Origin of the sequence: Haloprofundus sp. MHR1 (assembly GCF_005155585.1) — an archaeon.
GTDB classification, from domain to species: Archaea; Halobacteriota; Halobacteria; order Halobacteriales; family Haloferacaceae; genus Haloprofundus; species Haloprofundus halophilus.
Genome location: NZ_CP039833.1, coordinates 893,552 through 918,275, shown reverse-complemented (window position 1 = coordinate 918,275; position 24,724 = coordinate 893,552). Strand labels below are relative to the sequence as shown.

Below are 24,724 nucleotides of genomic sequence, written 5' to 3'. Positions count from 1 at the left end.
CGAATCCCCGCAACCTCCGACAGCCCCGGCGTTCGCTCGCTGAGTGACTGTTCGCCGCGCGGAACGTTCCGGACCTTTAATGGCGGAGTACTGCCGGATACGAGGTATGCAGCGCGTAGACGTAGCCATCGTCGGCGGCGGTCCGGGCGGTACGGCAGCGGCGCACGCGGCCGCGTCCGCCGGAGCGACGGCCGTCGTGATGGAGAAAGGCGTCCCGCGGGCCGACCGGGAACAGCTCGGTCCCGACTCGACAGACGCCGCGGGTATCCTCGACTACTGGGTGGACATCATGGGAATCCACCCCGACGAGATGCCCGACGGAATCGTCCTCCAGACGCTCGACCGCGCGGAGTTCGTCGGTCCGAACGAGTCGCTGACGCTCCGGGCGACGGGCATCGAATCGTCGTACGACGAGTTCGGCTACACGTTCCACCGCGCCCGGTTCGACGACTGGATGCGCCAACGCGCCGAGGACGCGGGCGCGGAGTACCGCGTGAAAGCCTCGGTGAAGAACGTCGAGACGAACCTCGCGGCGACGGGCGACGACCCGCGACACACCGTCGAACTCAAAGACGGCGAGAACGTCGGTGCCGACTTCCTGATTCTGGCCGACGGCCCCCAGCGAACGGTCACTAACCGCGTGCTCGACCGCTACCTCCCCGACGGCGAGAAAGCCTCGGAACGCCTCTCCTCGCGGCGGTCGAACCACATCGCCTACCAGGAGTACCGCCGCTTCCCCGAGGAGCTGTTCGAGGAGATCAAATCCGCAATCACGTTCTGGTGGGGGTACATGCCCGGTCACACCGCTTACCCGTGGGTGTTCCCGAACGACGACAACGTCTGTCGCGTCGGCCTGACGATGCCCATCGGGATGGACATCGACGAGGTGAAAGACAGAGAGAAGTACGCGCTCCTCCGCCCGGAGGACGAGCGCATCCCGCAGGGCAAAGAGTACATCCGACGGCTGCTCGACCACGTCTACGGCGACGAGTACGACCTCGACGACTTCCCGCTCGTCGAAGACCGCGGCAAGCGCGGCGGGACGGAGACGTACGCCATCTCCTCGACGCGACCCATCGACTCGCCGGTCGGCGCGGACATCGCCGTCGTCGGCGGCGCGATGGGCGCGACCTCCGCGTTCCACGAGGGCGGCGACCACGTCGCCGTCCGCACCGGCGCTATCGCGGGCGAACTCGCCGCCTCCGGCGACCTCTCGGCGTACAACCGGCGCTGGAAGGACGCGATAGACGACGAGATTCTCCGAAACGTCTCCATGGCCGACCTCGTCCACGACTACGGCCCCGACGACTGGGACTGGGCGTTCGAAACGGCGCGAAAGCTCATGGACAGCGGGGGCGCCATGCAGGTTCTGGAGGGTGCCGGTCGGACGGGTATCAACGCCGCCCGCCTCGCGGGCGCGTACAAGAAACGGAAGTTCAAGTTCCGCAACGGACGCTACGTCCAACTGAAAGAGTCCGAGTACACTATCTGAGTCAGGCGTTTTCGGATTTACAACGGTTTTCGATACTTGTACCGTTCGGCATCGAACTGTTCTTGATATGTTGTGTCGACCTGCTCGAACCCCCGCGTCTGATAGAATGCGATAGCGCGTTCGTTTTCGGATAGAACCGACAGATTGAGCCGCTCAATCCCGTCTTCGCGGAGCTGCTGCTCGACCTGTTCAAGCAGTTTTGTCCCCACTCCATCCCGCCAGTGCGCCGGGTCGACGTAGAGACGATAAAGAACGTACGACTCCGGCGTGTCGGCGGGCACACACTCGGCGAATCCGACGATATTACCACCCGTTTCGGCGACGGCGAACGGCCGCGACGCCGGACGAATGTCATCACTAACGAGTCTCTGGGGGTCAAACCACGCGTCGATACACCCCGTTACCGTCTCCGACCCAAGTATCGAATCGTAGGTGTCGTGCCACGACCGACGAGCGACTCGCTGAATTGACGATGCGTCGGCTTCGACGGCTTCGCGAATGTGTATTTGTGTGGTCATCTTGTCCATTGGTTCGAGTGTCGCCGACCAAAGTGTATCGCTACTTACCGCTATCGGAGGTTAGTGTCGAATCCGAACTCGAAAAACGGACGTTTACGCTGCGGCCGCCTGCGACTGCTTCTTGCGCGTGACGTAGCCCGCGATGCGGTTGCGGACGCCCTTCGAATCGACGTTGGTCAGTTTGTCGACGTTCTCCTTGTTCGTCTCGAAGTCGGTGTTGAACGCCTGCGGGTACTTCTCCAGCAGCAGCGTTCCCATCTGCTTGACGTACTTGGGTTTGATAGCCATACGGAAATCTTCCGTCGTAGCCCACTAAAACGATTCGTTCCGCGCCCGCGGTGTGGACGACGGTGACACGGTTCGTGGCCTCGGGTCCCCTCGACGACAGCCGGGTCGTCTGCTCACCGTCAATCGCGTCGCTTCCGCCATCCCGTCTCGGCGCTCAGCCGCTCGAACGCCTCCCGCTCGGCGTCGCCGCCGCACTTCTCGACCGTCTCCTCGAAGTAGGTGAGACGGTCTAACAGCGCGTCGGTGTCGTAAGCGGACACGTCCAACCGCGACGCCGCGACGGTCGCGTCGACGACGGCGTAGAACCCCCGATTGATGGTTCGCACGCCCGTCTCGACGACTTCGGCTTCGACGGGGCGGAGCTCCCATCGCTCGACCGTCGTCTCTCCGCGCTCCTCGCTGTCGACGCAGTCGGTTTCCACGCGAACCCACGCGTCGGCGCTGTCGAGAACTGGCTCTGTCTCCTCGCGTATCGTCACCGCGGCGGCGACGAACGTCCGCGGGTCGGTGACGAACTGGACGACGCCCTCACCCTGCCGGTGGAAGTTCCGGCGCGTCCGGGTGTTTCCCCACGTCGTCGCCGTCGCGGGTGTATCCGAAGCGGCGGGCGCGCGAACCCCGAGCGCCGCGACGTTCCACAGGTCGTTCGGCCCGAGCGTCGTCACCACCGACTCCGTGACGCCTCGGAGTTCGGCGGGCCATTCGGCGTCCGTCTCGTCGTCGCTTCGGTCGCTTCCGCCGCTTCGGTCGCTTCGGTCGCTCCGGTCGCTTCCGCCGCTTCGGTCGCTTCGGTCGCTCCGGTCGCTTCCGCCGCCCCCGCGTTCGTCACTCACACGCGCAGCCCCCGTTCGAGCGCGACGAACAGCGCCGCGGCGGTGATGTCGGCGGTCGTTCCCGGATTCACACCTTCGGCGACGAGTGCCTCCGCCAGTCGCTCCGTCGCCGCCTCGTCGCCGCGAGCGTCGGCGGCCCACCCCGAAACCGCGGCGGCGACCTCCTCGCCGTGGCGGGTGGCGACGAGCGTGTCCGGTTCCTCGACGAGCAGGTCGAGAAACGCCCGCGCCGCGCGGTCCGGAACGGGCCCGTCGTCGTCGCAGATCGCGTCGGCGGCGGCGAACGTCCGCCGGAACCCGCCGGTCCACTCGCGGGCGTTGCCGTCGCGGCCGGCGCTCAGTTTCATCACGTCGTACAGCGTCAGTCCCCGGGACTCGAGCGCGGGAATCGCGTCGCTCCCGCGTCGAACGTCCAGTTCGGGGGCGTCGTGCGGCGGGTCGTCGACGGCGACGTCGACGTGTTCGAACGAACGGTAGAACGCCGCGGCGTCGGCGACGGTGGTCGATTCGACGACGCTCGTCGCCGTCTCGGGCGTGAGGTCGCCGTTCTCCGCTGCGGCTCTCACCAGCGGTACGAGCAGCAACAGACACCCGAACTGCGTGTTGCCGCCGCTCTGTCGACTCATCCCCTCGACGGCGCGCTCGAACGCCGCCCCCACGGGGGCGCCGTCGGCGGCCATCCGGAGCCCTTCGCTCGACCCGACGGCACCCGCGAGGAAGTGTTCGAACCGCAGGTCGTCCAGATCTCGATTTCGGTCGACGTTGCCCGGTTTCGGCGTGCTCGCGACCTCTAGGAGGAGCGCGAGCTCCGCGTTCTCGGCGGGCGTCACGCCGGGACCTCCGATTCGTCGAATCCGTCTGACTGGTCGGATTCGTCGGAATCGTCGAAATCGCCGTACTGGTCGGATTGCTCGTCTCCGTCGGGGCCGTCCGTGTCGAACCGCTCGTCGACGGCGGCGCGCACCCGCTTCAGAACGCGGGGGTCGTCGCTCGGCCGCCCGACGCTCACCGCGTCGGCGCCGTAGTCGAGGTACTCGCGGACGCTGGCGGCATCGCGGACGCCGTTGTTGGCGACGAGGTAGAGGTCGTCGCCGACGGCCGCGGCGACCTCGCCGACGACGTGCTCGGAGTCCATCGCGTCGACGTGGAACAGCGTCGCGCCGGCGTCGGCCACGCGCCGGGCCGTCTCCGGGAGGTCGACGCCCGAGACCTCCGTTCTGGCCTTCACGCCCACGGTCGCACCGGTCTCGGCCGCGGCGGCGACGTACCGACAGAGGCGGTCGGTGTCGGCCAAAAGCGCCTCGCCGCATCCCACTGCGAGGAGTTCGTCCTGGCGACAGTGGGCGTTGAGTTCCAGTATCGCACCGTGGTCGCTGCAGACGGTCGCGACCGCCCGAACCGGCGAGACAGTCGCGCTGCGGACGTTGACGCCGACGCGAATCGGCGCGTCGGAGAGCGCTCGTAGCTCGGCGTCGACGAACGAGAGCGGGTCGTCGGGGAGGAACTCCGAGCGCCCGCGGTCGACGAGTTCGCGCGCCGCCTCCCGCGAGACGCCGTCCAGCGCGATACCGCCGAGAAATGCCGCGTCGACGTACGGAGCGGCCGCGTTCGCCCACTCGGAGTCGGACTCGCCGCTGAGGCTCGCGGCGGCGAGGCGGAGCGACGGTCGCTCGGCTCTCCGGTCGGGAGCGCTCACGAGACCGCCTCCAGTGCGGTCTCGACCGCACCCAACACGCGCGCGGCGTCGTCGGGACCGTCGAGTTCCGTGTCGGTTCTGACGACCGGCCGGTCGAGTTCGGTTCCGTCGTCGTCGTCGAGGACGAACGCGTCGGCGAACGGGTACGCCTCGGCGACGCCGGCAGTACTCGCCTCGTAGCCGACACCGCGCATCAGTTCGGCGGCGGGGCCGGAGAACACCGTGTCCTCGACGAACGGCGAGACGGCGACTACCGGCGTCGACTCCAGCGCCTCGCAGATGCCGGGAACCGCGAGCATCGGACCGATGCTCGTCACGGGGTTGGAGGGACCGACGACCACTGGCGCGGCGAGCGCGTCGAGCACCGCGTCGGTCGGCCCGGCGTCGTCGGCTCCGCGGAACTCCACGTCGCGGACCGCGGGGTCGGCGCGGCGAGCGACCCAGTACTCCTGGAAGTGCATCGGTCCCTCGTCGGTGTGGACGACGGAGGCGACGGGGTCGTCAGACATCGGGAGCAGCGTCACGTCGAGGCCGAACGCGTCGGCCAGTATCCGGGTGACTTCGGTGAGGCTGTGGCCCTCGTCCACGAGACTCGTCCGCGTCACGTGGACGGCTCGGTCCCTGTCGCCGAGTTCCATGAACTCCGCGACGCCCGAGAAGCGTCGCCAACGGGCGATCTCTCGTCCGCTCGTCTGCGCGCCGTCGGGGAGGTACCGCGGGCCGTCGTCGAGTCCGGCGGCGTCGGCGAGACGGCGGAGCTCCTCGTGGGTCTCGGTGGTGTCGCCGTCGATTCCCCACCAGCGCTCGCGGTCGAGGACGCCGCCGCCGTCGAACAAGACAGTGTCGAGGTCCGGGCAGACGAGCACGCCGCCGAGTTCGACGTCGTCGCCGGTGTTGCCGACGACGGCCGTCTCGCTCGGGTCGAATCTCGACTCCCCGAGCCCGTCGAGCAGTTTCGGGGTGCCCGTCCCGCCGGCGAGAAAGGTGACCATTTGCCGGAGGTTGACCGGGCAACGATTTGTATCTGGCCTTCACGGCGACGCCTTCGACGCCGACTCGCCGCCGATTCACCCCCGACACCGAGTGAGACGGCTATTTGTTCTCCGATTACGAAGTCGGGCGTCATGAACGCGATCAAGGACAGCGTCCACGACTACATCTCGGTGGACCCCGTCGCCCGCGCCCTCCTCGACACGCCCGAACTGCAGCGGCTTCGACACATCAAACAGCTCTCCACCGTGCGTCTGGTCTACCCGTCGGCGAACCACACGCGCTTCGAGCACAGTCTCGGCGTCTACCACCTCGCCTCCCGCGCGCTCGACCACCTCGGCGTCGACGACGACCGGGCGGCGCACGTCCGCGCGGCCGCGCTGCTGCACGACATCGGTCACGGCCCCTACGGCCACCAGACCGAGGAGGTCATCATGCGCCGGACGGGCGAGCACCACGACGAAATCGGCGACCTGCTCGCCTCGTCGGCCGCCGGCGACGTACTCCGGGCCCACGGCCTCGACCCCGAGCGCGTCGCCGAACTCGTCCGCGGCGAGGGCGACCTGGGCCAGCTCGTCTCGGGCGAACTGGACGTCGACCGGATGGACTACCTCGTCCGCGACGCCCACCACTCCGGCGTCCCCTACGGCACTATCGACCACGGCCGCCTCGTCCGCGCGCTCCGACTGCGCGAGGGCCGTCTCGTCCTCGCCGAGGGCAACGTCCAGACCGCCGAGAGCATGCTTCTCGCGCGCAGCCTCATGAACGGAGTCGTCTATCGCCACCACGTCTCGCGAATCGCGGGCGCGATGTTGGACCGCGCCTCCGAGCGCCTGCTCGACGAGACCGACCTCAGCGTCCGAAAGTTCCGCCGGATGGCCGACCACGACCTGCTCGTCGAACTCGGCAGGGAGGTGCCCGACTTCGGTCGACGAATCGAGCGCCGCGACCTGTACAAACGCGCAGTCTGGGCCGGCCTCTGGGAAGTCCCGGCGTGGGTCCCGGACATCGGCCACGACGACGTTCGCGCCGCCGAGCGCGACGTCGCCGACGCGGCGGGCGTCGACCCGGACGACGTCATCGTCGACGTTCCCAGCCGACCGACGCTCAAGGAGTCCGAGACCCACGTCGTCGTCGACGGCACGGTCCGGTGGCTGGAGGAGGCCTCCGAACTCGTCGGCGCGCTCAGAAACACCGAACGCGCGCAGTGGCGACTCGGGGTGTACGCGCCCGACGAACACGTCGAGGCCGTCGGCGACGCCGCGGCCGCGATACTCGACGTCGACGACTGAGCCTGCCGAGCGGTTCGCCCGACTGAAGGGGGCGAGGGGGGCGAGGGCGGACGGGAACGACGACCCGCACCTCCGACCGTTTTTAAGCGGTGACGCCGAATCGCCCACCAATGATCACCATCAAGGACAGCGTCCACGACCACATCGAGGTCGACGGCGTCGCCGCGGCGCTGCTGGACACGCGGGAGGTCCAGCGGCTCCGCCACATCAAGCAGCTCGGGACGGTGCAGTTCGTCTACCCCTCCGCGAACCACACGCGCTTCGAGCACAGCCTCGGCGTCTACCACCTCGCCTCCCGCGCGCTCGACCACCTCGGCGTCGAGGGTATGAACGCCGAGCGCGTCCGTGCCGCCGCCCTCCTGCACGACGTCGGTCACGGCCCGTTCAGTCACAACGTCGAGGCGCTGACGCACCGTCACACGGGCAAGTACCACGACGACGTCGACGAACTGCTCGCCGAGGGAACCGTCGGCGAGGTGCTGCGCGACCACGACATGGAGCCGGCACGCGTCGCCGAACTCGTTCGCGGCGAAGGCAAGTACGGCCAGGTCGTCTCCGGTGAACTGGACGTCGACCGGATGGACTACCTCGTCCGCGACGCCCACCACACCGGCGTCCCCTACGGCACCATCGACCACGAGCGGCTCGTCCGCGAACTGACGTTCGTCGACGGCGAGTTGGTGCTCGCGGAGGGGAACGTCCAGACCGCAGAGAGCCTGCTCGTCGCCCGCGCGCTGATGAACCCGACCGTCTACCAGCACCCGGTCGCGCGCATCTCGAAGGCGATGCTGCGACGCGCCGCCGAGCACCTCCTCGCCGACACGGACTGTACCGCCGAGCGACTCCGGCGGATGGACGACCACGACCTGCTCGTCGCGCTCCGGAACATCGACGAGACCGCCGAGTTCGCCCGCCGCCTCGACGGCCGGGACCTCTACAAGCGCGGCGTCTGGGCCGAGCTCTCCGACGTGCCGGAGTCCGTTCTGGACGCGCCTCACGGGGAGATTCGCGAGGTCGAGGCGAGCGTCGCCGCCGCCGTCGGCGTCGAGCCCGAACACGTCGTCGTCGACGTCCCCGCCAAACCGTCGATGAGAGAGTCGACGAGTCGAGTCGTCGTCAACGGCGATATTCGACAGTTGGGTCGACAGTCGCCGCTGGTCAACGCGCTCCGGACCGCCCAGAAGAACCAGTGGCGACTCGGCGTCTACGCGCCGGCCGACGTGGCGGGGGCGGTCGGCCGCGCCGCGGCCGACGAACTCGGCCTCGACATCGAGGGCGCGCTCGTCAACGACGTCCGCGCCGGCGAGGCGACGACGCTCGACCAGTTCGACTGATTCGCGGCCCCGTAGACCGGTCCGTGCGGGCCGCGCGACGGAACGAGGGTTTCAAGCCACGGCACCGTCTCGCCCCAGACGATGGAACTGGAGGGAACCGTCCTCGTCGGTCGGGAGTTCGACCCGATAGAGGGCCGAGTCGTCGTCGAAGACGGCACGATACAGGCAGTCGAGGAGGCGTCGACGGACTCCACGTCGATAATCGCCCCCGCGTTCGTCAACGCGCACACCCACATCGGCGACTCGATAGCGAAAGAGGCCGGTGGCGGTTTGAGCCTCGACGAACTCGTCGCCCCGCCGGACGGCCTCAAACACCGCCTGCTCCGGCAGGCGAGTCAGTCCGAGAAGATTTCGGCGATGCGCCGGTCGCTGCGGTACATGCAGTCGGGCGGCACCGCCGCCTGCATCGAGTTCCGCGAGGGCGGCCGCGAGGGCGTCGACGCGATTCGCGCGGCCGCGGCGGACGTCGACCTCCTGCCGGTCGTACTCGGCCGAGAGACGGCCGACGCGATGGAGATCTCCGACGGGTTCGGGGCCAGCGGCGCGCGCGACGGCGAGTTCGGCAGCGTCCGCAACGCGACCCGCGAAGCCGGGAAGCTGTTCGGCATCCACGCGGGCGAGCGCGACCCCGACGACATCAACCCGGCGCTCGACCTCGAACCGGAGTTCCTCGTCCACATGGTCCACCCCGAACCACTGCACCTCGAACGCGTCGCCGACCGGAAAGTGCCTATCGTCGTCTGTCCGCGCTCGAACCTCGTGACGAACGTCGGGGTGCCGCCTATCCGCGAACTGGTCGACCGGACGACAGTGGCGCTCGGCACCGACAACGTGATGCTGAACAGCCCGTCGATGTTCCGCGAGATGGAGTTCGCCGCCAAACTCGCCGACGTCTCCGCCGCCGAAGTGCTCCGGATGGCGACGGTCAACGGCGCGGAGATCGCCGGACTGAACTGCGGACTCGTCGAGGAGGGCCGCGACGCGAAACTGCTCGTCCTCGACGGCGACTCCGACAACCTCTCGGGCGTCCGCGACCCCGTCCGCGCCGTCGTCCGCCGCGCGGGCGTCTCGGACGTCGAACGCGTCGTCCTCTGAGCACCGCCTCGCCGCGCGAACAGTTATTAACCCTCCGGCAGTAGCTTGGTACGATATCGCATGGGGATGTACGAACGGATTCTCGTTCCGACCGACGGCTCCGACGGCGTCCAGCGTGCGGTCGGCCACGCCGTCGACCTCGCCGAAGCCCACGACGCGACCATACATGCCATCTACGTCGTCAACACGGCGAGCTACGCGGGTCTGCCCATGGAGTCGTCCTGGGACGGCATCGACGAGATGCTCCGCTCTGACGCCGAGACGGCCGTCGAGGACGTTCGACGAATCGCCACCGAGCGCGGCGTGCCGGTCGAAGCCGCCGTCGTCGACGGCTCGCCGAGCCGCGAAATCGTCAGCTACGCCGAGCGCGAGAACTGTGACCTCATCGTGATGGGGACGCACGGCCGCGGCGGCATCGACCGCCTGCTGTTGGGCAGCGTCGCCGAGAAAGTCGTCCGCGGGTCGAACGTCCCGGTGTTGACGGTCCACGTCGCCGACGAACCGCCCGGGCAACCCGCCTGAGCGCCGTCGACTTCGGCGTCTCGTCGGGCCGCGCTCCGCCGAGCGGAGGTTCTCTCGGTCGCCAGACTACGCCGAGCGGAGGTGCTCTCGGTCGCCAGACTACGCCGAGCGGAGGTGCTCTCGGTCGCCAGACTACGCCGAGCGGAGGTGCTCTCGGTCGCCAGACTACGCCGAGCGGAGGTGCTCTCGGTCGCCAGACTACGCCGAGCGGAGGTGTTCGCAGTCGCCGGCGTGGACGGTCACCTCGCCGTCGTCGGTGTCGACGACGAGCGCACCCGGGTGCACCACATCGACGGCCTCGCCCTCGACGCTCCCTCCCGGCGTCTCGACGCGGACGCGCCGGCCGAGCGTCGCGCTGTACTCTCGCCACGCCGGGAGTACCGACTCCGGGTCGTCGCGGAGCGCGTAGAACTCCTCGATGAGGCGCTGGGCGAACAGTCGACGGTTCACGTCGCCGGCTCGCTCGCGGATCGTCGTCGCGCCCGCCGGAAGCGCCTCGGCGTCGACGTTGGCGTTGACGCCGATGCCGACGACCAACCACGAGACCCGGTCGGCTTCCCCCTCCATCTCGGTGAGGATGCCGGCGAGTTTTCGACCGCCGCGGCCGAGCGTCTCACCGTCTGCCGCGCCGTCAGAGACGGGGACGAGCACGTCGTTCGGCCACTTGATCTCGGCGGGTACGCCCGCCTCCCGCGCCGCCTTCGTCGTCGCAACGGCCGCGGCGAGCGTGAACAGCGGCACGTGTGCGGGGGGCCGCGACGGACGGAGGACGAGACTCAGCCAGATTCCACCGCTCGGCGCGGTCCACTCGCGGTCGAGTCGACCTCGACTGCCGACCTGTTCGTCGGCCAGCACGGCGACGTCGGCCGCGCCTTCGGCGGCGAGTTCGCGGCCGCGGTCGTTGGTGCTGCCGACGCGTTCGTGATACTCGACGGCTACCGGCGCGTCGAGGCCGAGTTCGACCGCCGACGCGCCGTACTCCGGAACGTCTCTCAGTTCGTATCCGGCGTCCGTACTCTCGACGACGAACCCGTCGGCCCGTAACGCCTCTATCTGTTTCCACACCGCCGCTCGTGAGATACCGAGCGCTTCGGCGAGTGCCGGGCCGGAGACGACGCCGTCGGCCAACGCGTCCAGAACCGCCCGCCGCGTGTCACTCATGCGGGCGACTCGGTGGGCAGTCGCAATGAACGCGGCGGTCACGGACCGTCGGCGCTCGCCTCGGCGCCGAGGCCCAGAGCGAGCGCATCGGTGGGCTTGCTGACAGGAAGATGCTACTTTCAAATTTAGAAATGGTTCGCGTTTTCGGGGGCGGTCGGCCAGTACGCTTATACCTATGTCAACAACCTCTCATGCTGGCTTTTTCACCTTCCGCGACGTTCTGTCCCACATGCCAAATCGGCAGCACCCCGAGTCACAACCGACCGCTCCGAAGACAGCGTCTGACCCCCCGCGGGTTCTGGTGCTGGACGGTGACGGACCGGCGGCGTTGCGCGTCGTGCGCTCGCTCGGTCGACGGGGCGTCGACGTGACTGTCGGCGGGACGAGTCGGACGGGCCTCGGCATGTTTTCGCGGTACGCCGACGGCAGATACGTCTACCCGGACCCGGCGTCGGATTACCGTCAGTTCGTCGACGACCTCCGGGGATATCTGGCGGCCAATGACGTATTCGCCGTGATTCCGGTCTCGGACACGAGTTCGCTGGTGTGCTCGCACCACAAAGCCGAACTGGAGGAGACGGGCGCGAAAGTCGCCGTCGAGGACCCCGAGACGTTCGACAAGGCGTACGACAAGGGGGCGCTGTTCGACCTCGCCGCGGACCTCGACGTGCCGACGCCGGAGACCCGTCAGCGAGACGACTACGCGGGTGTCGTCGACCTCGCCGACGGGATGTCGCTGCCGGCGGTCGTGAAGTACCGCAGCAAGACGGTGCTCGACGACGGGCAGGCGCACACGGACCTCATCGACGACGTGAACTACGTCGAGACGGAGGCGGCGCTCGTCTCGACGTACCAGGTGCTCGTCGGCCGCAACAGCCATCTGAAGGGCCACGAACCGATCGTCCAGGAGTACGTCCCCGGCGAGACGACGGCGGCAGTCGTCCTCGCGGACGAGGGCGAGGTGCTCGCACAGTTCCAGGAGCGACGCGTCCGGACGTTCCCCTCCTCCGGCGGGAACTCCGCGGTGCTGGAGTCGATGCGCGACGAGAAGATGCGGCGTTACGCCGAGGAGGTCGTCGGGGCGCTGGAGTGGACGGGTCCGGCGATGGTCGAGTTCATGCGGACCGACGACGACGAGTACTACCTCATCGAGGTCAACGGACGGTACTGGGGGTCTGTCCCCTTCGCCGTCTCCTGCGGCGTCGACTTCCCGTGGCTGCACTTCCAGCAACTGCTTGGCGAGACGCCTCACCACGACGGCGAGTATCCCGCCGGCGAGCGGATGCAGCGACTGTTCTACGAGGACCTCAAGTGGCTCGGCGAGAACGTCTCCGAGCGCCCCGTCAGTTCCCTCGGCACGTTCGGACGCGCCCTCGGCGGCTACCGACACAGCATCCCGGCGTGGGACGACCCCGCTCCCGCCGCCGGCGCGTTGATACAGTCGGCGGTGTTGGCCTCGCGGCGACTCACCGACGACCGGAAAAAGCGTTCCGCCGAGCCCGAAGACCCCGCGTCGACGCCGAACACGAGCTGAGAGGCGACTGGACCGGTCCGTTTGCGGTCGCTCGCCGGGTGATGACAGAGAGACGAGACGGGGCGAGAGCGTACGGCGAACGAACGCAGTACGAGTCGGAAACGACGGACGCAGTGCGAGTCGGAAACGACGGATGCAGTGCGAGTCGGAAACGACGGATGCAGTGCGAGTCGGAAACGACGGACGCGGCGCTACTCGATGACGACGAGCGCGTCACCCATGTCGACGCTCTCGCCCTCGGAGACGACGACCTGCGTGACCGTCCCGCCGCGCTGGGTCGTCACGTCGTTCTCCATCTTCATCGCTTCGAGCACGCAGACCACGTCGCCGGAGGCGACCTCGTCGCCCTCCTCGACTTCGACGGAGAGAATCGTCCCCTGCATCTCGGCGGTGACCGTCTCGCCGTCGCCCTCAACGACGACCTCGTCGTCGCCGCCGTCGTCTTTCGCCTGCGGCGGCCGGCTGGCGCTGTTGCCGCTGGAGTTCCCCGAGACGGGGATCGCGGGTGCGCCGCGCTCCTCGAGGTTCACCTCGAAGCGCTTGCCGTTGACTTCGACGGTGAACTCGCGTTCGGTCACTTCCTCGTCTCCGTCGTCGCCGCCGGCGTCGGCGGGGCCCCACTTCTCGACGGCCTGCTCGATGCGCTCGCGGTCGAGTTTCTCGTCGAGGTACTTCGTCGTGTGCTCGCCCTCGATGAACGCCTCGTCGGTGAGCATCAGGCGGTGGAACGGGATGATGGTCTCGAGGCCCTCGATGTCGTACTCGGCGAGCGCGCGCTCGGAGCGGACGAGACACTCCTCGCGGTCGGAGGCGGCGACGATGAGTTTCGCTATCATCGAGTCGTAGTCGCCGCCGATCTCGTCGCCCTGGCGGACGGCGTCGTCGATGCGGACGCCGATGCCGCCGGCGGGGTCGTACGTCTTGAGTTCGCCCGTCGCGGGGGCGAACTCCTGGGCGGCCTTCTCGGCGTTGATGCGGAACTCGATGGCGTGGCCCTCTATCTCGACGTCGTCCTGTTCGAAGTCGAGCTCCTCGCCGGCGGCGACGCGCAGTTGCCACTTGACGATGTCGAGGCCGGTAATCTCCTCGGAGACGGTGTGTTCGACCTGAATCCGGGTGTTGACCTCCATGAAGAAGAACTCGCCGTCCTCGACGAGGAACTCCACCGTCCCGGCGTTGGTGTAGTCGGCCTCGGCGACGCCGCGGCGGGCGGCCTCGCCGATGCGCTCGCGCAGGTCGTCGGTGAGCGCGGGCGACGGGGCCTCCTCGATGACCTTCTGGTGGCGGCGCTGCAGCGAGCAGTCGCGCTCGCCGAGGTGGCGGACGTTGCCGTGGTGGTCGGCGAGAATTTGGACCTCGATGTGCCGCGGCGCTTCGAGGTACTTCTCGACGTAGACGGAGGCGTTGTCGAAGTACGCCTCGCCCTCGCGCTGGGCGGTTTCGAGTTGCTCCTCGACTTCCTCCTCGCTTCGGACGACCTTCAGCCCGCGGCCGCCGCCGCCGCCCTCGGCTTTGATGGCGACCGGGTAGCCGTACTCGTCGGCTATCTCCTTCACCTGGTCGGGCGACTCGACGGGTTCGGTCGTCCCCGGAACGACGGGCACGTCGGCTTCCTGCATCAGCGCGCGCGCCTTCGTCTTCTCGCCGAGGCGCTCCATGGCGTCCGAGGAGGGGCCGACCCACGTGAACTCGCTCTCCTCGACGTTGCGGGCGAACTCGGCGTTCTCGGCGAGGAAGCCGTAGCCGGGGTGGATGGCGTCGGCGCCGGCCTTCCGGGCGGCGTCGAGGATGGCCTCCTGGTCGAGATAGGAGTCGGCCGCGCGGGCGGGGCCGACGTTGTACGCTTCGTCGGCGTAGCGGACGTGACCGCCGTGTTTGTCCGCGTCGCTGTAGACGGCGACGGTTCGGACGCCGAGTTCCTTGCAGGCGCGCATCACGCGCACCGCGATTTCACCACGGTTGGCGACGAGAACCTTACTGAACATTTCTTGCCTTTCCATATTCGGATGCGGAACCTCATTCTATCGGTCCGGAGTCGATGTCGTCAACTTCGAAGAAAAAGCTCGTTTACGGCGCTCGGCGCCGCAGCGACGGCTACCGCTCGAGCGCGTCCGAGACGGCGACGTTCACCGCGTACATCCCGGCGAGGATGACCGAACCGTAGCGGAGCGACTCCGCGAACGCCCACGCGAGGCCGACGGGCCACCCCGCGCCGACCGAGAGCATCAGTTCGGGGAGGACGACGAAGCCGACGAGCAGAATCCCGCCGACGTACAGCGCGTGGCGGAACAGCCACCCCGCAGTGGAGCCGGTTCGGTTCCGTTCGGTCGTCCCGACGAGGTCACCGAGGGTCAGCGCGGTCGGCTCTGCCGACTCCGACGAGGTCGAAGTCGAGGTCGTTGGCTGACCGCCGTCGCTCCGGGAGGGCGTCTCTTCGGTCGGAGCGTCTGTGTCTGCCATACTGTGTGGAACTCGGCGTCGACTACCAAAAGCGCTCGGTGAACTGTCGTCTCCGTGGAGTGGTCAGCGTATCTACGTGATGGAGAGGGGAATCGAACCCGAACGGTCGAGAGACGCTACGTGAGGTTCCGGTCACGTACTGCAGTCAGAGAACCCCCGGCGACCGTCGTCGGTCAGAACCGGTCGGTTCGACCCGCGGCGGTCCACGCGTCGGTCGGCGCGCCGTCGGGGACGCGGACGGTCCGGCCCTGCAGCGCGTCGACGCGCCCGGCGAAGCGCCACCGACTCCCGTCCCACGTCTCCTCTGACTCCGACGCGGCGGCGGCCGCTGCGGCCGCCTGCTGGTCCCGGAGGTGTGCGCCGACGACGGCGGCGATGGCCGCGGCTTCGTCGGCATCCGCGTCGGCGGGAATCACGAGGTCCGCCGAGGCGTCGGCGAGGCGCTGGCGGGTCGCCTCGCCGTTCGCGTCTCCGGCTTGCTCGCCTTTCGCGTCCGCGTCGAGGCTCATATCGGGAGGTTCCCGTGCTTCTTGTCGGGCGTCTGCTCGCGTTTCGACTTCAGCATGTGCAGGTCGTCGACGAGTCGCGCCCGCGTCTCCGTCGGTTCGATGACGTCGTCGAGGAAGCCGCGGTCCGCCGCCGTGTAGGGGTTGGCGAACTCCTCGCGGTACTCCTCGATGAGTTCGTCGCGGCGGGCGTCGGGGTCGTCGGCCTCGGCGAGTTCCTCGCGGTAGAGGATGTTCACCGCTCCTTGCGGCCCCATGACGGCGATTTCGGCCGTCGGCCACGCGTAGTTGACGTCCGCGCCCAGATGTTTGGAAGCCATCACGTCGTACGCGCCGCCGTAGGCTTTGCGCGTGATGACCGTCAGGAGCGGGACGGTTGCCTCGGAGTAGGCGTACAGCAGTTTCGCGCCGTGGCGGATGATGCCGTTGTGTTCCTGGTCCGTGCCGGGGAGGAAGCCCGGTACGTCGACGAACGTGAGGATGGGGATGTTGAACGCGTCGCAGAAGCGGACGAAGCGCGCGCCCTTCTCGGAGGCCTGGATGTCGAGCGTCCCGGCGTTCACGCGCGGTTGGTTGGCGACGATACCGACGGCGTGGCCGTCGAGGCGGGCGAACCCGACGACGATGTTCTTCGCGAACCCCTCGTGGACCTCGAAGAACGAGTGTTCGTCGCAGACGCGGTCGACGACGTCGTGCATGTCGTACGGCTTCCGAGGTTGGTCCGGAACGATGTTCGTCAGTTCCTCGTCCGCGCGTTCGGGGTCGTCCCACGGGTCGACGCGCGGCGGGTCCTCGACGTTGTTCTGCGGGAGATACGAGAGCAGGCGCGCGATCTTGTCGAGCGCCTCCTCCTCGGAGTCGACGGCGAAGTGCGAGACGCCGGAGGTCGACCCGTGGGTGACCGCGCCGCCGAGCTCCTCGAACGTCACCTCCTCGCCGGTGACCGTCTTGATGACGTCGGGGCCGGTGATGAACATGTGGCTCGTGTCCTTCACCATGAAGATGAAGTCGGTGATGGCCGGCGAGTACACCGCGCCGCCGGCGCACGGTCCCATGATGGCCGAAATCTGCGGGACGACGCCGCTGGCCTTCTGGTTGCGCGTGAAGATGTCGGCGAACCCGCCGAGCGACGTGACGCCCTCCTGAATCCGCGCGCCCGCGGAGTCGTTGAGACCGACGATGGGCGCGCCCACTTCCATCGCCTGGTCCATCAGTTTGCAGACTTTCTCGGCGAACACCTCGCCGAGCGACCCGCCGAAGACGGTGAAGTCGTGGGCGAAGACGAAGACGGTTCGACCGTCGACCTCGCCGTAGCCGGTGACGACGCCGTCGCCGTACAGCTGTTTCTCCTCCATCCCGAACTTGTGGGTTCGGTGGGTGCGGAACTGGTCGAACTCGTGGAACGTCCCGTCGTCGAGGAAGTAGTCGATGCGCTCGCGCGCCGTCATCTTCCCCTTCTCGTGTTGGGACTCGATTCGGTCCTCACCGCCGCCCTTGCGGGCCTCTTCGCGTTTCTGGCGGAGTTCTTCGATACGGTCGTCCATCGTCATACCGGACCACCAACGTGCATTGTCACGAACGTCCGTTCGATGTGCAAAAGGGTTTCCGCAATACGGCAAAACCTAGTTCGACAGTCGTCGATATCTCACCCCGCCGGCGACCGACACCCCGTCAACCGTCTCGACGCCCGGTTCGTCAGTCTCGATGCCCGGTTCGTCACCGACCCGACGTATCAACCCGCGTGTGCCAAGTGCTATGGTACCATTCGACGTTATCTTCACCGCGATGACACTCTTAGACGGAAAGACAGCGGTAGTCACGGGCGCATCGAGCGGTAACGGACGCGCAATCGCCGAGCAGTTCGCCGAACACGGGGCGTCGGTCGTCGTCGCCGACATCCGCGAGGACCCGCGTGAAGGCGGAACGCCGACGCACGAACTCGTCGAGGAGTACGGCGGGGAGGCGACGTTCGTCGAGTGCGACGTCTCCGACTACGACGACTGCGTCGCCGCCGTGGAGGCCGCGGACGAGTTCGGCGGCGTCGACGTGATGGTGAACAACGCGGGCATCGTCGGCCCGCAAGCGCCGCTGATCGAGTTGGACCTCGACGAGTATCGAAATCTGCTCCGCGTCAACCTCGACGGCGTCGTCAACGGGTCGAAGGCGGCGGCGATTCGGATGGTCGAGCGCGGCGAGGGAGGGAGTATCGTCAACATGTCGAGCGTCGCCGGCATCGTCGGCTACGGCGGCATCACGCCCTACGCGGCGTCGAAAGGCGGCGTTCGGCTGTTCACCTACTCGCTCGCGGCCGAACTGGGGCCCGACGACATCCGCGTGAACGTCGTCCACCCCGGCGTCATCGAGACGGCGATGACGACGGAGGACTCGCCGATGGTCGGCACCGAGGAGGGCGAACAGCTGAAAGGAACGATTCCGCTCCGACGGTTCGGGCAACCCGAGGAAGTCGCGGGCATCACCACGTTCCTCGCGAGCGACCTCGCGTCGTACGTCACCGCCGAGTCCATCGTCGTCGACGGCGGGGTCGTCAACACCGCCTGAGCCGAGCGAGTCAGTTCGCCCTCGGGAGCCGCCGCGAGGCGCGCGCGCCGAGGATAGTGGCGGCGGCGACGACGGCCGCGAGAGCGACGGTGGGCCAGAACCCGAACGCTCCGTCGACGCCGAACGTCGTCAGGAGCGTGAACACCAGAAACAGGGGGATGACGACGCCGACGGCGACGCGCCACGGGTCCGCGAGCGCGCGGGCGAACAGCCCGCTCCCGGCCCGGAACTCGCCGAGGGCGTCTCGGCCCATCACCCAGCCGACGAAGACGAGGAACACCGCGAGGCCAGCGGTGAGAAGGATGTCGACGAGCGTCCCGGCGACGAAGCCGAAGACGCTCGGCCGAAGCGCACAGACGCTCCCCGTCACCGCGACGAGGGCCGACAGGAGACCGACCGCGTTGCGGCGCTGCATCCCGTGTTCGTCGACGAGATACGAGACGGGGATTTCGAGCATGCTGATGGAACTCGACAGCGCCGCCAGCGTGACGACGGCGAAAAAGGCCGTCGCGATGACGATGCCGCCGGGCAGTTGCGAGAACGCGCCCGCGAGGCCGACGAACAGCGCACCCTCGCCGGTTCCCGTCGACGCGGGGTCGATACCGAGCGAGAACAGCAGCGGGAAGACGACGAGCCCCGCGAGAACGCCGACGGCCGTGTTGAGCACGGCGATGGTCGTCGCGTCCGCGGGCAGCGAGCGGTCTTCGCCGAGGTAGGAGGCGTACGTGACCATCGTCCCCGCGCCGAGCGAGAGAGTGAAGAGCGCCTGCCCGGCCGCCGGACCGAGCACTTGGAAGAAGTTCTCCCGCACGGTCGCCGCGTCGAAGCGCAGGAAGAACTCGTACCCGGCGTCGGCCCCGGTGCGCGTCGACGCCCACACTGCGAGCGCGACGAGGAGCACGAACACCGCGGGCATCATCACCGTCGTCCCGACTTCGATGCCGCGGCGGACGCCCGCGAGGACGATACCGGCGGTGAGCGCGAGAAACAGCACGTGGAAGAAGACGGCGTCGAGACCGAACGCGGCCGCGCCGAAGTACTCCCCGGGGTTCGAGAAGTACGGCGCGCCGCTGCCGAGGAGCGCGGCTCCGCTCTCGACGAAGTAGCGGAGAATCCACCCGCCGACGACGCTGTAGAACGACAGCAGCGCGACGGAGGCGACGACGCTGAAGAAGCCGATTCGGCCCCAGTTCTTCGACCCCGACAGCGAACGAAGCGCCCCGACGGGGTTACGGTTCGACCGTCGCCCGATGACGAACTCGCCGAGCAGTCCGGGGACGCCGACGGCGAGCACGACGAGGAGGTAGACGACGAGGAAGGCGCTGCCGCCCTGTTCGGCGGCGACCCAGGGGAACCGCCAGATGTTGCCCAACCCGACCGCACTCCCCACCGCCGCGAGGATGAAGCCGATTCGCGTCCCCCACGTCTCTCGTGTCATGTGCGCATCGCCCGTCCGTCTCGTGTCATTGCTTGGCATTGGCCCGACATCGCTAAAGTGCGTTTCGAGTCGAAGAACTCTCAGCGCGCAAAAATAACGGATTATAGGCGCTCTTCCGGCGGTTTCGGGACCGATTTTTCGCTCGAAATCCGTCTCCGGTGACGATTTGACACATGAATACGAAGTCACATATTCTGCGAATGTGCAGACGCGAAAAAGTGTTCACGGTAGTGACTGTTAAAAATACGGACGTTACCACGTGCCACTGTGCGAGAAGATAACGCGGGTTTATAAGATAGTTCTTAGATATGGCATCACATGCCTGCACGAGAAACCTGGGCCACACGGCTCGGATTCATCTTGGCAGCGGTCGGTAGCGCAGTGGGATTAGGTAACATTTGGCGCTTCCCCTTCCTGACGGGGGAAGCGGGTGGGTCGGCGTTCCTCGTCGTCTACCTGCTCTTTATCGCCGTCGTCGGACTACCGGTTCTCCTCGTGGAGTTCGTCATCGGGAGGCGGTCGCAGCGCAATCCGGTGAACGCCTTCGAACGGCTCGGGAAACCGGCGTGGACGTTCATCGGCGCGATCGGCGCGTTAGCCGGATTCATCATCCTCTCGTACTACAGCGTCGTCGGTGGGTGGGTGCTACAGTACATCATCGGGAGCGTCTCCGGGGCGTACTTCGGCGCACCCGAGGAGTACTTCCTCTCGACGGCGTCCGGAACGAACGCCGTCATCTTCCACGCCGTCTTCATGGGCCTCGTCGCCGGCGTCGTCGCACTCGGCATCCGCGACGGCCTCGAACGCGCGGCCAAGGTGATGGTTCCGAGCGTCATCGTGCTGCTCGCGATTCTCGCCGCCTACGGCGCGACGCTCGACTCGGCGGGCGAGGCGTACTCGTACTACCTCTCGCCGGACTTCGCCGAGATCTCCGCGAACATCTTCTCTATCATCCCCGACGCCGCCGGACAGGCGTTCTTCACCCTCTCGCTCGGGATGGGCGTGATGATTACCTACGCGTCCTACCTCGGTGAGGACCGCAACCTGCTCGGCGACGGACTGACCGTCGTCGCCATCGACACGTTCATCGCGTTCCTCTCCGGTCTCGTCGTCTTCCCGTTCCTGTTCGCGCAGGGTACAGAACCCGGCTCCGGCGGTGCCGGCGCGGTGTTCATCAGTCTCGCCGCGGCGTTCGGCGAACTGCCGGCCGGTAACGTCATCGGCTTCGTGTTCTTCTTCATGCTGGGCATCGCCGCGCTCACGAGCGCGTTCAGCATCCTCGAAGTCGTCGTCTCCTACGCCATCGACAACTTCGGCGTCGACCGGAAGGTGGCGACGGTCGTCATCGCGGGCATCCTGTTCGTCGTCGGCATCCCGACGGCGCTGGACCTCACGTACCTCGACACGTACGACCTGTTCGCCAACAACATCCTGCTCGTCCTCGGCGGCACGCTGATGGCCATCTTCGTCGGCTGGGCGTACGCGGAGGATTCGCTGGCGGAGCTCGCGCAGGGTCGCAACGGCGACGGCGCGTTCGAGACGTACTGGATCTGGATGCTCCGCATCCCGGTCATCCTCATCCTGCTCGTCACGCTGGCGCTGGGCACGATGGACTACATCGGCTTCCTGCAGGAAACGTACTTCTGAACGCGCCCCGCCGGGCGCTTCGCGGTGTTTTTCGACGGTACTCGCGGTAGCGATGTCGCCGCGACGGCGCTCGCGCTGCGAGTCTACGCTTCGCCGTACACCGGCACTGCCGCACCGCTGGTCACCGCCGCACCGTCCGAGCAGAGGAACATGACGACCCGCGCGATCTCCTCCGGTTTCACCCACTTGTCGAAGTCGGCGTCCTCCATCATCTCCCGATTCTGCGGCGTATCGATGACGCTCGGCATCACCGCGTTCGCTCTCACCGTCCCCTTGTTCTCCTCGGCGATGGTCTCGGTCAGGAGTCGCACGCCCGCCTTCGACGCCCGGTAGATGCCGTCGCCCTCGCCGCCTTCGAGCGACGACCGCGCGGAGACGGAGACGATGGCACCCTCCTCGTCCTTCAGGTGGGGAATCGCGTGCTTCGAGGCCAGAAACATCGTCTTCAGGTTCACGTCGAAGAGGAAGTCGAACGTGTCCACCTCCGTCTCCTCGATTGGCGACCCGCCGCGCCACGTCCCCGCGATGTTGGCGAGGTAGTCGATTCGCCCGTGGTCGTCGGCGATCTGTTCCATCGTCTCCGAGACGGCCGCCTCGTCGGTGAAGTCGGCTTTGTAGAACTCGATGCCGTCACCGGCGTCGAGTCGGGCGTCGTCGTTGCTCGGTTCCACCACGTCGCAGGCGGCGACGGTCGCGCCCGCGTCCCGGAACGCCTCGGCGACGGCGCTGCCGAGCGCCCCCGACGCGCCGGTGACGACGGCGACTCTGTCGCTGAAGTCGAAGCTCACTGTCATACGGGGAAGGAGTCGGCGGCGAGCGCCATAAAGTCGCGGCGGCGAGGCCTCACTCCGAGCCGCTCAGGTCGTGATGACCAACTTGCCGAGGAAGCTCTCCTCCAGCACCGCGCGCTGCGCCTCGCCCGCCTCGTCCAGACTGTACGTCTGCTCGATTTCGGGGACGACCTCACCGCGGGCGAGCAGGTCGCCGAGGCGCGCCAACACCGCCGCCTTGTCGGGCGTGTTGTACATCGTCATGAACTGGAAGCGAACGTCTTTGCTCTTGGCCGCGCCGACCGCGGAGAGACCCGCCTGCTCGGTCGAGTTGCCGAGGCAGACGACTCGCGCGCCTTGCGCGGCCACGTCGGCGTCGAACTGCATGTACTCGTCCATCCGCGTGTCGACGACGACTTCGGGCGCGCCGACGCGCTGGACGGACTCCGTGAGGTCGCTTCGACCGTAGTCGAACACCGTCTCCGCGCCGAGCGCTTCCAACCTATCGCGGTAGTCGGGATTCGCCGTCGTGAGGACGCGCGCGCCCATCGTCTCAGCGAGTTGGATGGCGACGTGGCCGACGCCGCCGTTTCCGCCGTGGACCAGCGCCAGCTCTGCGGGCTCCAGCTCCGCGTGCGCGACGAGCGCCTGCCACGCGGTCATCCCGACGAGCGCGAGCGCCGCGCCGTCCTCGAAGGAGGCCCCTTCCGGGAGCGTTGCGAGGAACTCGGCGGGCGCGGCGACTTCCTCGGCGTAGGTGCCGTGCATCCCGTTGCCGAGGCCGGTACCGAAGACGCGGTCGCCCGGCGCGAACCGGTCGACGCCGTCGCCGACCGCCGAGACGACGCCCGCGAGGTCCGAACCGGGCGTGAACGGTAGCGACGGGACGGGATATGCGCCCTCTCGGAAGTAGGTGTCTACCGGGTTGACGCCGATGGCGCGAACGTCGACGATTACGTCGCCATAACCGGGTTCGGGCGAGTCGACGTCGTCGACGGTCAGTACCTCGGGGCCACCGTGCTCGTGAAATCTGGCTGCGCGCATACAGAGAGCGAAGACCGCAGGAGCGATAAAAGGGGGCGACGTGCGCCGGCGCATGGCCCCCCGCTGTCCCGACTGCGACGTTTCGATGGAGGACGTGAACCACGAGACGACCTACAACGGCGACGGGATCCGCGTCGACTCCGGCGGCGGAATCCTCGGTGCGCTGGATTTGAAGGGTTCGTACGTCGACGCGATGCTCTGTCCGGAGTGCGGACTCGTACGATTTTACGCCGACGTGTAGCCTTCGCGCGCCCACCCGAAACGGCGTAAACCCCTTTCGCCCGGCGACGCGTATCTCACCTATGCCCTCGGATACGCACCGTTGCCCCGACTGCGGCGTTACGATGGAGCGCGCGGACCCGGTGACGACGATACAACAGGAACGACTGAAGCTGCGGACCGACCACGCGCGCGAGGGGCTACTTGGGAGACTCGGACTCAGACGGACGCCGACGGTTTACGGTTACGTCTGCCCGGAGTGCCGTTTGGTGCGACTGTACGCCGACGAGGACGAGTGAACGTAGGTCCGCCGACTATCTGACCGTGTAGCCGCCGTCGACGACGAGCGACGCGCCGGTGACGTACGAGGAGGCGTCGCTGGCGAGGTACAGCGCCGCGGGCGCGACGGCCTCGGGGCCGGGAATCTCGTCCATCAGCATCTCCGAGCGCCACACCTCGTCGATGTTCGGGTCCACGTCGTCGGCTTGGTCGGTGTTGTCCGTGCGGATGTAGCCCGGCGCGAGGCAGTTCACCCGGATGTCGTGTTCGGCCCACTCGGAGGCCAGCTGTCGGGTGAAGGATTCGACCGCGCCCTTCGAGGCGTTGTAAGCGACCTGCCGCTGCGGGTAGTTGGCGACGCGGGCGGACATCGAGGAGACGTTGAGGATGGTCCCACCGGAATCCATCATCTCGATGCCGGCGTACTTCGAGCAGAGAAAGACGCCTCTGACGTTGACCTGCATCACCGCGTCCCACTCGTCGACGGTCATCGACTCCGCCGCCTCGTGGACGACGATGCCCGCGTTGTTGACGAGCACGTCGACGCCGCCGAAGCGGTCGACCGTCGCATCGACCATCGCGCGAACCTCCGCTTCGTCCGCCACGTCGACGGGGACCGCGAGCGTCTCGACGCCCCAGTCGTCTTCGAGTTCCTCGGCGGCCACCGTCCCCGACTCTCCGTCGCGGTTGGCGACGACGACGTTCGCGCCCGCCTCCGCGAGCGCGTCGGCGATTTCGCGACCGATGCCGCGGTTGCCGCCGGTGACGACGGCGGTGCGTCCGTCGAGTCCGAAACTATCGAGTACTGACATAGGTGTGGCTCTCGCCGAGAACGAATAAAGGCTCAGTCCGACGCGGTGGTCACACGTCGCGGACCACCGCGGGTCGCCGAACCGAGGCGCCCCGTAGCGGGATGTATCGTGGGCGCGAGTGACCGGACACTACGAGGCGTCGTATCCTACGTCTCCCAGCGTATTGAGCCTTCTTTCCGAGTCGGCTCCGAAAATTCCGCGTCCCGGTCGTGCTCCGCGATTCCCGTTCGCAACC

The 24,724-nt window shown here is 67.6% G+C and carries 25 protein-coding genes; 10 read left to right on the top strand and 15 right to left on the bottom strand.

The annotated features are described in order from the left end of the window. Window positions 1-106 precede the first annotated feature (106 nt). On the top strand, window positions 107-1,492 hold the full coding sequence (locus FCF25_RS04570; protein WP_137047473.1) for an NAD(P)/FAD-dependent oxidoreductase: 1,386 nt from the start codon (window positions 107-109) through the stop codon (window positions 1,490-1,492). A gap of 17 nt (window positions 1,493-1,509) precedes the next feature. Here FCF25_RS04570 and FCF25_RS04565 read toward each other — a convergent pair whose 3' ends face one another. The 6 genes from FCF25_RS04565 to cofD all read right to left on the bottom strand — a co-directional run bounded on the left by FCF25_RS04565 (window position 1,510) and on the right by cofD (window position 5,819). Then, on the bottom strand, window positions 1,510-2,019 hold the full coding sequence (locus FCF25_RS04565) for a GNAT family N-acetyltransferase (RefSeq protein WP_137047472.1): 510 nt from the start codon (window positions 2,017-2,019) through the stop codon (window positions 1,510-1,512). Window positions 2,020-2,103: 84 nt separating this feature from the next. Then, the gene (locus tag FCF25_RS04560) at window positions 2,104-2,298 is read right to left on the bottom strand and encodes a 30S ribosomal protein S17e (protein ID WP_117594981.1); all 195 of its coding nucleotides are present in this window, start codon (window positions 2,296-2,298) and stop codon (window positions 2,104-2,106) included. A 119-nt stretch (window positions 2,299-2,417) separates the two neighbouring features. Further along, the gene (locus FCF25_RS04555) at window positions 2,418-2,966 is read right to left on the bottom strand and encodes a DUF447 domain-containing protein (protein WP_254425901.1); all 549 of its coding nucleotides are present in this window, start codon (window positions 2,964-2,966) and stop codon (window positions 2,418-2,420) included. A 161-nt stretch (window positions 2,967-3,127) separates the two neighbouring features. Then, the gene (locus FCF25_RS04550; protein WP_137049357.1) at window positions 3,128-3,985 is read right to left on the bottom strand and encodes a triphosphoribosyl-dephospho-CoA synthase; all 858 of its coding nucleotides are present in this window, start codon (window positions 3,983-3,985) and stop codon (window positions 3,128-3,130) included. Beyond that, entirely contained in the window at window positions 3,958-4,827 is an 870-nt protein-coding gene (locus FCF25_RS04545; RefSeq protein ID WP_137047470.1) for a tRNA-dihydrouridine synthase, read from the bottom strand. The genes FCF25_RS04550 and FCF25_RS04545 overlap by 28 nt, the downstream gene beginning before the upstream one ends. Continuing rightward, window positions 4,824-5,819 (bottom strand): 2-phospho-L-lactate transferase, encoded by a 996-nt coding sequence (gene cofD / locus FCF25_RS04540; protein ID WP_137047469.1) that lies wholly within the window; start codon window positions 5,817-5,819, stop codon window positions 4,824-4,826. The genes FCF25_RS04545 and cofD overlap by 4 nt, the downstream gene beginning before the upstream one ends. Before the next feature lie 132 nt (window positions 5,820-5,951). Here cofD and FCF25_RS04535 point away from each other — a divergent pair, with 132 nt between their 5' ends. The 4 genes from FCF25_RS04535 (at window position 5,952) to FCF25_RS04520 (ending at window position 10,060) form a co-directional block, all read left to right on the top strand. Then, window positions 5,952-7,109, top strand: a complete 1,158-nt coding sequence (locus tag FCF25_RS04535) for an HD domain-containing protein (protein ID WP_137047468.1) — start codon at window positions 5,952-5,954, stop codon at window positions 7,107-7,109. A gap of 110 nt (window positions 7,110-7,219) precedes the next feature. Further along, window positions 7,220-8,443 (top strand): HD domain-containing protein, encoded by a 1,224-nt coding sequence (locus FCF25_RS04530; RefSeq protein ID WP_137047467.1) that lies wholly within the window; start codon window positions 7,220-7,222, stop codon window positions 8,441-8,443. An 81-nt stretch (window positions 8,444-8,524) separates the two neighbouring features. Beyond that, the gene (locus FCF25_RS04525) at window positions 8,525-9,538 is read left to right on the top strand and encodes an amidohydrolase family protein (RefSeq protein WP_117594975.1); all 1,014 of its coding nucleotides are present in this window, start codon (window positions 8,525-8,527) and stop codon (window positions 9,536-9,538) included. 60 nt (window positions 9,539-9,598) lie between these two features. Beyond that, a complete protein-coding gene (locus FCF25_RS04520; RefSeq protein ID WP_174786367.1) occupies window positions 9,599-10,060 on the top strand; it encodes a universal stress protein in 462 nt (153 codons plus the stop codon). Window positions 10,061-10,258: 198 nt separating this feature from the next. Here the strand turns inward: FCF25_RS04520 and FCF25_RS04515 are convergent, their stop codons facing one another. Beyond that, window positions 10,259-11,221 (bottom strand): biotin--[acetyl-CoA-carboxylase] ligase, encoded by a 963-nt coding sequence (locus FCF25_RS04515; RefSeq protein WP_137047466.1) that lies wholly within the window; start codon window positions 11,219-11,221, stop codon window positions 10,259-10,261. Window positions 11,222-11,522: 301 nt separating this feature from the next. Between FCF25_RS04515 and FCF25_RS04510 the strand changes: the two genes are divergently transcribed. Continuing rightward, window positions 11,523-12,755 (top strand): ATP-grasp domain-containing protein, encoded by a 1,233-nt coding sequence (locus FCF25_RS04510; protein WP_168191205.1) that lies wholly within the window; start codon window positions 11,523-11,525, stop codon window positions 12,753-12,755. A 191-nt stretch (window positions 12,756-12,946) separates the two neighbouring features. On the opposite strand, the gene pccA is transcribed toward FCF25_RS04510, so the two are convergent. The 4 genes from pccA to FCF25_RS04490 form a co-directional block, all read right to left on the bottom strand. Beyond that, entirely contained in the window at window positions 12,947-14,740 is a 1,794-nt protein-coding gene (gene pccA, locus FCF25_RS04505; RefSeq protein ID WP_137049356.1) for a propionyl-CoA carboxylase biotin carboxylase/biotin-carboxyl carrier subunit, read from the bottom strand. Between the two features lie 109 nt (window positions 14,741-14,849). Continuing rightward, window positions 14,850-15,215, bottom strand: a complete 366-nt coding sequence (locus FCF25_RS04500; protein WP_117594971.1) for a hypothetical protein — start codon at window positions 15,213-15,215, stop codon at window positions 14,850-14,852. A 173-nt stretch (window positions 15,216-15,388) separates the two neighbouring features. Beyond that, window positions 15,389-15,724, bottom strand: a complete 336-nt coding sequence (locus FCF25_RS04495; RefSeq protein WP_254425886.1) for a hypothetical protein — start codon at window positions 15,722-15,724, stop codon at window positions 15,389-15,391. After that, window positions 15,721-17,265 carry an acyl-CoA carboxylase subunit beta gene (locus FCF25_RS04490; protein WP_137049354.1) on the bottom strand — a complete coding sequence of 515 codons (1,545 nt, stop codon included), beginning with the start codon at window positions 17,263-17,265 and terminating at the stop codon, window positions 15,721-15,723. Before FCF25_RS04490 ends, FCF25_RS04495 begins: the two co-directional genes overlap by 4 nt. A gap of 241 nt (window positions 17,266-17,506) precedes the next feature. Here FCF25_RS04490 and FCF25_RS04485 point away from each other — a divergent pair, with 241 nt between their 5' ends. Continuing rightward, window positions 17,507-18,280 carry an SDR family oxidoreductase gene (locus FCF25_RS04485; protein WP_137047465.1) on the top strand — a complete coding sequence of 258 codons (774 nt, stop codon included), beginning with the start codon at window positions 17,507-17,509 and terminating at the stop codon, window positions 18,278-18,280. Between the two features lie 10 nt (window positions 18,281-18,290). On the opposite strand, the gene FCF25_RS04480 is transcribed toward FCF25_RS04485, so the two are convergent. Then, entirely contained in the window at window positions 18,291-19,718 is a 1,428-nt protein-coding gene (locus FCF25_RS04480; protein ID WP_137047464.1) for a sodium-dependent transporter, read from the bottom strand. 318 nt (window positions 19,719-20,036) lie between these two features. Here FCF25_RS04480 and FCF25_RS04475 point away from each other — a divergent pair, with 318 nt between their 5' ends. After that, entirely contained in the window at window positions 20,037-21,365 is a 1,329-nt protein-coding gene (locus FCF25_RS04475) for a sodium-dependent transporter (RefSeq protein ID WP_117594969.1), read from the top strand. A gap of 83 nt (window positions 21,366-21,448) precedes the next feature. Here the strand turns inward: FCF25_RS04475 and FCF25_RS04470 are convergent, their stop codons facing one another. Further along, window positions 21,449-22,159 carry an SDR family oxidoreductase gene (locus FCF25_RS04470; protein WP_137047463.1) on the bottom strand — a complete coding sequence of 237 codons (711 nt, stop codon included), beginning with the start codon at window positions 22,157-22,159 and terminating at the stop codon, window positions 21,449-21,451. A gap of 63 nt (window positions 22,160-22,222) precedes the next feature. Beyond that, window positions 22,223-23,179: an NADPH:quinone reductase gene (locus tag FCF25_RS04465; protein WP_137047462.1), complete on the bottom strand. Its 957-nt coding sequence runs from the start codon at window positions 23,177-23,179 to the stop codon at window positions 22,223-22,225. Between the two features lie 52 nt (window positions 23,180-23,231). Here FCF25_RS04465 and FCF25_RS04460 point away from each other — a divergent pair, with 52 nt between their 5' ends. Both FCF25_RS04460 and FCF25_RS04455 read left to right on the top strand, forming a co-directional pair. Beyond that, complete coding sequence (locus FCF25_RS04460; protein ID WP_137047461.1) at window positions 23,232-23,420, top strand: hypothetical protein; 189 nt, start codon at window positions 23,232-23,234, stop codon at window positions 23,418-23,420. A gap of 61 nt (window positions 23,421-23,481) precedes the next feature. Then, window positions 23,482-23,697: a hypothetical protein gene (locus tag FCF25_RS04455; protein ID WP_117594966.1), complete on the top strand. Its 216-nt coding sequence runs from the start codon at window positions 23,482-23,484 to the stop codon at window positions 23,695-23,697. 15 nt (window positions 23,698-23,712) lie between these two features. Here FCF25_RS04455 and FCF25_RS04450 read toward each other — a convergent pair whose 3' ends face one another. After that, on the bottom strand, window positions 23,713-24,489 hold the full coding sequence (locus FCF25_RS04450) for an SDR family NAD(P)-dependent oxidoreductase (protein ID WP_137047460.1): 777 nt from the start codon (window positions 24,487-24,489) through the stop codon (window positions 23,713-23,715). Window positions 24,490-24,724 lie beyond the last annotated feature (235 nt).